This is a genomic window from Phenylobacterium sp. (assembly GCF_037968635.1).
Lineage (GTDB): Bacteria > Pseudomonadota > Alphaproteobacteria > Caulobacterales > Caulobacteraceae > Phenylobacterium.
The window spans coordinates 1-7,934 of sequence record NZ_JBBKVV010000098.1; the positions used below are offsets into that span (position 1 = coordinate 1).

7 protein-coding genes are annotated in these 7,934 nt (G+C 66.5%); 1 reads left to right on the forward strand and 6 read right to left on the reverse strand.

Features of this window, described 5'->3' with window-relative positions; translation table 11 throughout:
• Positions 1 to 172: 172 nt before the first annotated feature.
• Entirely contained in the window at positions 173 to 1,540 is a 1,368-nt protein-coding gene (locus AAC997_RS11975; RefSeq protein ID WP_340645927.1) for an HlyD family type I secretion periplasmic adaptor subunit, read from the reverse strand.
• Positions 1,537 to 3,267 carry a type I secretion system permease/ATPase gene (locus AAC997_RS11980; protein ID WP_340645928.1) on the reverse strand — a complete coding sequence of 577 codons (1,731 nt, stop codon included), beginning with the start codon at positions 3,265 to 3,267 and terminating at the stop codon, positions 1,537 to 1,539. Before AAC997_RS11980 ends, AAC997_RS11975 begins: the two co-directional genes overlap by 4 nt.
• A 251-nt stretch (positions 3,268 to 3,518) precedes the next feature.
• On the opposite strand from AAC997_RS11980, the gene AAC997_RS11985 reads away from it, so the two are divergent.
• On the forward strand, positions 3,519 to 4,274 hold the full coding sequence (locus AAC997_RS11985; protein WP_340645929.1) for a DUF6270 domain-containing protein: 756 nt from the start codon (positions 3,519 to 3,521) through the stop codon (positions 4,272 to 4,274).
• 11 nt (positions 4,275 to 4,285) lie between these two features.
• Here AAC997_RS11985 and AAC997_RS11990 read toward each other — a convergent pair whose 3' ends face one another.
• The 4 genes from AAC997_RS11990 to AAC997_RS12005 form a co-directional block, all read right to left on the reverse strand.
• Complete coding sequence (locus AAC997_RS11990) at positions 4,286 to 5,452, reverse strand: hypothetical protein (RefSeq protein WP_340645930.1); 1,167 nt, start codon at positions 5,450 to 5,452, stop codon at positions 4,286 to 4,288.
• Between the two features lies 1 nt (position 5,453).
• Positions 5,454 to 6,317 (reverse strand): hypothetical protein, encoded by an 864-nt coding sequence (locus AAC997_RS11995; protein WP_340645931.1) that lies wholly within the window; start codon positions 6,315 to 6,317, stop codon positions 5,454 to 5,456.
• A 69-nt stretch (positions 6,318 to 6,386) separates the two neighbouring features.
• Entirely contained in the window at positions 6,387 to 7,412 is a 1,026-nt protein-coding gene (locus AAC997_RS12000; RefSeq protein WP_340645932.1) for a hypothetical protein, read from the reverse strand.
• A partial coding sequence (locus AAC997_RS12005) for a hypothetical protein (protein ID WP_340645933.1) occupies positions 7,409 to 7,934 on the reverse strand: 526 nt, incomplete at its 5' end. The genes AAC997_RS12000 and AAC997_RS12005, both read right to left, overlap by 4 nt.

Here is a 7,934-nt window from a genome sequence, read left to right on the forward strand (position 1 = left end):
TTGCCGAATGGCGCGGTCCCAGGAAGTCCTTACCGATCGCCATAACATGGTCGTGGCGAAGGTTAAACGAGCCCGAGGAAGACGTATCGGAACCATCGAAAATGCGCAACAGTAAAAACGGCGGGAAACCAGGCCCCATGACAGCGCTTGCCGAGGGCGGTTCGCCCCAACATCATTCTTCCTTCAGGGAGTCCCTGATCGTGTCGGTCAGCGGGCTGACGACGTAGGACAGCACCGTCCGCGTGCCTGTCACGATGGACACCATGGCCGGCATGCCGGGGCTGAGCTTGGCGCCCTTGGGGAGGCCGGCCAGGTCCTTGGGTGGGATACGGACGTCGGCGCGGAAGTAGCCCTCGCCGGTTTTCGGATCGCTCAACTGGTCGGCGGAGACCGCGACAACGTCGCCCATCACCGGGGAAACCTTGCGGAAGTTGAACGCCGTCAGGCGCACCTGGGCCTTCATGCCGATCTTCACGTCATCGATATCGGTCGGCTTGATTTTGGCCGAGATGATCAGCGGCGCATTGGCGGGCACGATGTTCATCAGCACCTCCCCCGCACCGATCACCCCACCCACCGTCGACTGGCTGAGGTCCAGGACATAGCCATCGACCGGTGAGCGGATCACCGCGCCGTTGAAGGTCTGGCGCGCGGCGGTCAGGCGGGGCGAGACCTCCGACAGAGTGGCCTGCATCTGACGCAGGCCTTCTGCGGCCTGGCTGACCCGCTGGTCGCGGAGCGCATTGAGTTGCAGGCGGGTTTCCCCCTTTTGCTGGCGCAGGCGGGTAATCTCGGCGTTCAGCGCGCCGCGGCGGCCGGCCAGATCAGCCAGGGTCCGATCGTAGCGGAGGATCAGCGTCTTGGGGGCGAAGCCCTTCTCATAGAGAGTCTGATAGCCCGCGAGCTCCTCCTTGGTCAGGCGGACATTCTCCTCCAGCGCATCGAGCTGGGCCTGCACGCCGGAAATCTGCGATTCGATCTGGCTCTGGCGCTGGTTCAACACGTCGGTCTGACTGTCGAAGAACTGCAGTCGCGTGGAGAACAGCAGTTGCTGGTCCTGGATCACGCCCGCCACGCGGGGATCAGCCATCCGGCCCGTCAGGTCGGCGGGGAAGTTCATCACTCGACGACCGGTCGCCTCAGCTTCGAAGCGGGCGCTCTGAGCCGAGAGCGCGTCCGTCTGACTCTGGAACACATCGACCGCGGCGCGGGACTGTACGTCGTCGAGGATCAGCAGCGGCTGCCCCTTGGCGACGTGCTGACCCTCGCGCACCGGAATCGCCTTCACGGCGCCGCCCTCGCGGTGCCGGATAATCTTGCGGTTGGCCTCAACCCGCACGACGCCCGGGGCCATGATGGCGCTGCGGACCGGCGCGACCGCCGCCCAGAGTATCGTGGCCACGACGAAGACGCCGACAATCACGCCGCCGACGATCATCGGCTGCCGCAGCTTGCGTTTCAGGCCCGGATCGAGGGCCTGATCCTGGCCGCTGAAGGTCGGGGTCACATAGGGTTTGATCGGCGTGACGTCCTGGTTCATCGCGCCGCTCCTATGGCGGGCACGGCGGCGGGCTGGGTGAATCGGGCCAGCACCTGATCACGCGGTCCGAAGAGCTCCATGCGCCCGTCTCGCAGCACGAGGATCTTGTCGGCGGCGCGGAACAGATTGGGCTTGTGGGAGACCACAGCGATGGTCACGCCTGCGGCCTTCAGGGTGTCCAGGGCCTTCATCAGGGCGTCTTCGCCCTCGGCGTCCAGGCTGGCGTTGGGTTCATCGAGCACGATGAACGGCGGCTGCCCGAGCACCGCCCGGGCGAGGCCGATGCGTTGACGCTGGCCGGCGGACAGCACATGGACGCTCTGTCCAAGGTCGGTGTCATAGCCCTTCGGCAGGCGCAGCACGAGCTCGTGGACCCCGGCGAGCTGAGCCGCGGCGACCACCTCGGCGTCGGTGATCTCGGGCTGGAAGCGGGCGATGTTGTCGCGGATGGTTCCGGCGAACAGCTCGGTATCCTGCGGCAGGTAGCCGACGTTGCGGCCGAAGTCCTTGCGGTCCCACGTGAAGACGTCGGCGCCATCCAGACGGACATTGCCGTTGTTGGGCCGCCAGATACCCATCATCAGCCGCGACAGCGTCGACTTGCCGGCGCCGGAGGGACCGATGATGCCCAGCATCTCGCCCGGCTCGATCTTAAAATTGATGCCCTGCAGGACAAACTTCTCAGCGCCGGCCGGAGCGAAGTTGACGGCTTCCACCGACAGCCGGCCCGTGGCGCGCGGCAGGCCTGTGACCGGGGTGGCGGGCTTGTAGTCGCCGAAGACCAGCATCAGCCGGTCGAAGGCTCGCGTGCCCTGCAGCATGCCGTCCCACGACCCCACCAGGCGGTCAATCGGCTGGAGGGCGCGGGCGGCCAGGATCATGTTGGCGAACAGAAGGCCGGCGTGAATCGTCCCCTTCACCACCAAATAGGCGCCGATCCCGATGATCAGGACCTGGACCGCCTGGCGCCAGAACTTGCTGACGTTGGAATAGGCGCTAGCCACGTCGCCGGCGTCGGCGCTGCGGTCCATGGTGGTCTGCCGGAAGCCGGCCCAACGGCCGCCCAGTGTCTCCACCATGCCCATGGCGCGAACCACCTCGCCGTTGCGCAGCGCCGCGTCGGTGAAGGCGTAGCTGCGCAGGGCGGCTTCGTTGGCCTCGGCCAGCGCGGGCCGGGTGGCGCGGTCCTGCATCAGGGTGATGGCGATCAGGAGAACAGCGCCCAGCAGCGTCACCACACCCACCAGGGGGTCGATGATCCACAACACGATCAGGAAGACCGGCATCCAGGGCAGGTCGAACACCACGCCGAAGGTGGGGCCGGTGAGCATCTGGCGGAAACTGTCGAGGTCGCGCATGGCCTGGGAACGCAAGGCCGGATTGCCCCGCGTCACGCCGTCGAACAGAGCCGAGAACACGTGGCCGGAGACCCGCTGGTCCATGACCACGCCGTAGTTGATCAGCACCTTGGAACGGTAGTGGTCGATGACCCCGGAGACGGCGAAGGTGGCCAGCACCCCGGAGGTCAGCACCAGCAGGGTGGGAATGCTGCCGCTGGTCATCACCCGCCCGTAGATCTGGAAGGTGTAGAGCGGCAGCGCCATATAGAGCAGGTTCGAGACCAGGCTGAACGCCGCGGCGACCGACAGGGAGGGATAGCCCTCGCGGATCGCGCGCGTGAGCGGATTGTCCGGTTGGTCCGCCGACAAAAGCTTGAAAATCTTCATGGGCGCCGGGCCGTCTCGTTACTTGCGGGCGAAAGATCGCTGCGCTGAATGAAGTCGTGTACGCCAACTGTAACGACAGAAGGCCGCATGAGCGCGCGAGAGATGATCGGCGCCCTTCGCGATGTCAATGCCACACCCCCGCGGCGGGCTCGCGCAGGGGAGGGTTCGCCCGGCCCGGGGTGGTCGCGGGGCGAGCTGTGGTATGAAGCAATGGATATGGGTTTGATGGGAGATGTGCCCGAGTGGCCAGGGTGGCGATAATCGGCAGCTGCATAACGCGGGATTTGTGGCCGATCCTTGGCGAAGCCCCCGCTGACCTGCTTTACATTTCGCGCACCAGCCTGCCCAGCCTGTTCGCCCGACCGCTCGGGGGCGTCGCCGTGGCCAACGACCCGCCGCCAGGGCTGGCGCGCCATCAGAACAACGCCGTGCGCGCTGATCTGAAGAAATCGGCCCTGGCCGCGCTTATCGATCACCGCCCCACCCATATCATCTTCGACTTCATCGACGAACGTTTCGACCTCTTGGCGACGCCCGACACCGTGGTGACCCACAGCTGGGAACTCGAGGTCAGCGGCTACATGAATCAACCCGCCTTTTCCTCTGCACGGATCGTGCCGCGCGCCTCGGCGCAGTGCGACCAGCTCTGGCGCGAAGCCGCCCTTGAGACCGCAGCGTTCCTGAACACAACGCCCCTGAGCAGCGCCCAGATCATTCTGCATGAGTCGCAGTGGGCGCAGCGATTTCTGGACCGCACAGGCCAATGCCGTGACTTCGACCCGGACGTGATGATTTTCGAGGGCAACGTCGGACGGCTGGACGCGCACAACGCTCTGCTGCGCGGCTATCAGCAGCGGTTCGCCGACCTTACCGGCGCCGCGCGGGTGAGTGCTGATCCCGGCCTGATGATCGCCGATGTCAGCCACCGCTGGGGCCTGAGCCCCTTCCACTACGTCGCCGACTACTATCGCGACATCTGGCGTCAGCTGCGGGAACTGGGCCTCTAATTAGGGTGCGATCAAGCCTCGTCGGAGAGCGAAGCCCAGTTTTCCAGAGGCGTCAGACGAGGGTCGGCGGACTCGCCGGCCAGGGGCTGGGCCACCGTCCAGGCGCCGCCCTGCAGGTAATCGGTCAGCGGATCGACGTCGGTTCGCAGTTCATCGCCCCGAAGCGCCATGTAGCGGGCGGCGTCAAACCAGGGACCCGGATTGCGGCCTTCGTGGCCGCCGGCCATGACATAGTGGCTCAGGGCTTCGAATCCGCCGGCGGCGACGTCGGGATACTGATCACGATACCAGGCCGGGTCGAAGAGCCGGTGGGGCTTCAGGCCCCGTGCCGACCCCGCCGTCACGTAGTGAACCAGGGCGGGGACCTGGGATTCAGCCTCGGTCAACTGGCCGCGATAACGCGCCGCCTGGAACAGCGGATGGGGGCTGAGATCGCGCCGCCAGCCGTCGCGCAGATAGTGCGCCAGCGGATTCTCGCCCGTCTGGCCCAGTTCGGGGGCCTGGGCGACATAGTGGTCGATGCTGAACAGCGGATGCGGATCACACCCCTTGGCCGCGCCAATATGGACGAAGTGCTCCAGGGGCGAGAGGCCGGTGGCTGCAAGCTCCTCCGCGTTGCGGGCGACGTAGAAGTCGCGGTCGAACAAGGGGTGAGGGGCGCGTCCCTCCATCCAGCCCAGAGAGATATAGTGGACCAGCGGCGCCAGCCGACCGGCCGCGACGTCGGGGTAGGTCGCCAGGTACCAGGCCTGGTCCAGCAAGGCGGCAGGCTGGGCGGCCCGATCGGCGGCGCGCCGGGCATAGGCGGCCATGGAGGCGAACCCGCCGCCCTTGGCCCAAAGTCCTGAGCAGGCGATCACCAGTACGCTCCCCACCGGGCCCAGGCGGACCAGCGCGCGGTCGAGGCGGCGCTTGATGCGATTGCGGCGGCGGTGGCGGACCCCGGGCAGCGCCGCCGCGCGATAGGCCTTGGCCGCCGCGGCGCGGCCATCGGCCTCAGCGCGAGCCAAGGCCAGTAGAGCGTCGGCCAAGGCCTGGCTGAGGCGCGAGCGCGTCAGGGCCTCCGCGGCCTGGGCCCGCTGCACCTCTTCGCGCAGGGCCACGTGGCGCAGAGCCAGGCTCTCGACCTTGGCGGCGAGTTCCGGGCCGTCCTCGGCGGATTTGGCGGGGCCGGTCACGTCAGAGCGGGGGAATGACGGGCATCTTCAGATTCGAGAAGCCGTTGTCCAGGTGCTCGATCTCGAGGAACCCGCCCGAGCGGCCAAAGGCCTTGTAGATCGAGAAGGTCTTGGCCATGCCAAGGGTCGCGGCGCTCTCCAGGGGTGAGACGAAACCGACGTCACGGTCCAGCCAGTGGGGCTGACGCATCCAGTTGTCGAGTTGGTCCCGGGTCACGGCGAAGTAGCCCGAGTGTGGATTGCGCGCCCGGCGGAACACCGTCTGGCGACCCAGCGGCGCGCCATACAGGATCGGCTCATCCTCCACATAGGCGTTCATCCGATCGGCCGCTTTTTGGCTCAGATCGCCGTCAATATAGGTCTTCAGGGTCGGCGCCTTGCGATTCCACTCGATGCGGTTGGGGAACAGCACGCGTTTGGGTCCGAAGGTCTGGTTGAACCAGACGATCTTGGAAAAGAAGGTCGGATCATTGATCCGCAGATCGTCCTCCGTGAAGACGAACATGTCGTACCTGCTGGCCTGCTGGGCCATGATCTGCTGAGCGCTGAACCCCAGCATCCGCGGGTTTTCCAGATCAAGCTTGGCCACCTTAACGCCATATCGCCGGCAGAACTCAGGGGTCAGCAGATGCTTCTCGCCGGTGGTCACCGCGACGATGTCGATCTCGTCGTCGGACCCCACACCCGGCTGGAAGCTCTTGGTGCCGACATGCAGGGTGGCCGAGACGCCGAACTGGCCGCGATAGGCGCAGATCACCTCCTCGATGGCCTGCCGCCGATCGTCCCGCTTCCGCTCGCTGGTGGAGCCATGCTGTGAGTTGGCTTCAGCCGAGAAGTAGTGGGCGATGGTGACGAGGATGCGCATCGAAAAGCCTAGTCGGAAGGGAGCGGCACGGTAGGGAAGCAGGATGGCGCGCGCAAGCTGACGGCTCGCCTACGCCGCATGCCCTTCGTGGACGAGCCAGGCGAGGTAGCCGTCGGCCTGGAACGGGTCGGGGAAGGCGGCCTGCAGGTCGGGACGGCCGCGGTAGAGGACGCGATGGGCCTTGGCGATCTTCGTCCCGTCACCGTAGGCCTCGTAGGCCCAGTAGCGCTCGGGGATCATCAGGTCGGTGGTCTTGGCGACCTCCTCCTTGTACCAGCGCCAGATCTCGTAGACCGCGTGATTGTCGCCGGCGTAGCGCTTGGTCATGGCGTCGCCGGTCGGGCCCAGCTTGGTGAAGTGCCAGAAGCGCAAGGGGTGGCCGTTTACGGTGATCGCCCCGTCCTGGCCCACCGCCACCTGGCGCTTGGAGAGGTTCCAGCTGGCCACGTTATAGCCGGGATCGCGGACCACCTTGACCTTGTCGAACAGGGCCGGGACGTGGTCGCACCAGCGCTGATCGACGAACAGGCCGTTTGGAATGTCATCGTAGCAGAAGCTCAGCAGCCTGTCGTTCCACCAGCGACCGAACCGGGTCCCCTCCCCGCCCGCCTTCACGGCCACGAAGCCGAGGTTGAAGATGCCGGTCTTCGAGGCCGAAAGGTCGTTGTCGAGGATCGCCTCCAGCTCGTCATTGGCGTCGAGCAGGTGCGGCGTCAGCAGGATGTCGTCGACCCCCAGCATCTCTTCCAGCGGCGCCAGGCTGCTGAAAAGGGCGGTGTCGGGATCGAGATAGACCACGGCGTCCGCGCCCGCAGCGAGGGCCTGATGCAGGAAGGGGCCCTTAACAGCGGTGCAGACCTCCACCACATCGTGTTTGAAGAGCCAGGCCTGGAAGTCGGGGATGCCGAGGTCCTGGGCGTAGACCACCCGGTCGAAGGGCTCGCTGGCGAGATCAAACCGGAACCCCGGGGGCGGCGCGTCGGTGATCAGGGCCACCCGCTCCCAGTCCGGCTGGTGGACCTTGAGGGTCTGGAACAGCACCCGGGCGCGGTTCAGATAGGAGAAGGTGAAGCTGGAGAAGCAGACGACCTTCACGAGGCAGGCTCCGCAATGAGGTCGGCGGTCAGGTTGCTGAACTCCATATCATAGAGAGGCGGGCGGCGAAGCGCGCGGGCCAGGCTCAGAATCTCGCCGCTCTCGAACATCGCCGTCAGCGCCGCCTCGTCGGGCAGGACCAGGCCGTGGCCGCCCTCCCGGGTGAAGGCGGCGACATTGCCCGAATCGGGTCCCGTCACGATGGCGCTCCCGGCGGCGGCGGCCTCATAGGCGGTGAGCGAGAAGGTCTCCAGGCACAGGGACCAGATCATCGCGGCGTCGACGTCCAGGCGTTTGAGCGCGTCGCGCATGGCCATGGGCTTGGCCGCCGTGGCGGAGACAGGATGGTGCTCCAGAGGCAGGCCCGGGATCTTGGTCTTTCCCAGGTGCAGGAAGGCGTAGCGCGGGTCCTTCTCGAAGCGGATCGCCAGGTCGGCGAAGACCGGCCAGCCCTTGTGCAGGGACGGCGTGCCGGGGAAGGCGAACCGGAACGGCCCCGTCCGGGGCGGGGCGGCCTTGGCG

Coding starts and splice junctions, on each gene's coding strand:
- AAC997_RS11975 (WP_340645927.1), bottom strand. CDS start 1,540: ATGAACCAGGACGTCACGCCGATCAAACCCTATGTGACCCCGACCTTC.
- AAC997_RS11980 (WP_340645928.1), bottom strand. CDS start 3,267: ATGAAGATTTTCAAGCTTTTGTCGGCGGACCAACCGGACAATCCGCTC.
- AAC997_RS11995 (WP_340645931.1), bottom strand. CDS start 6,317: ATGCGCATCCTCGTCACCATCGCCCACTACTTCTCGGCTGAAGCCAAC.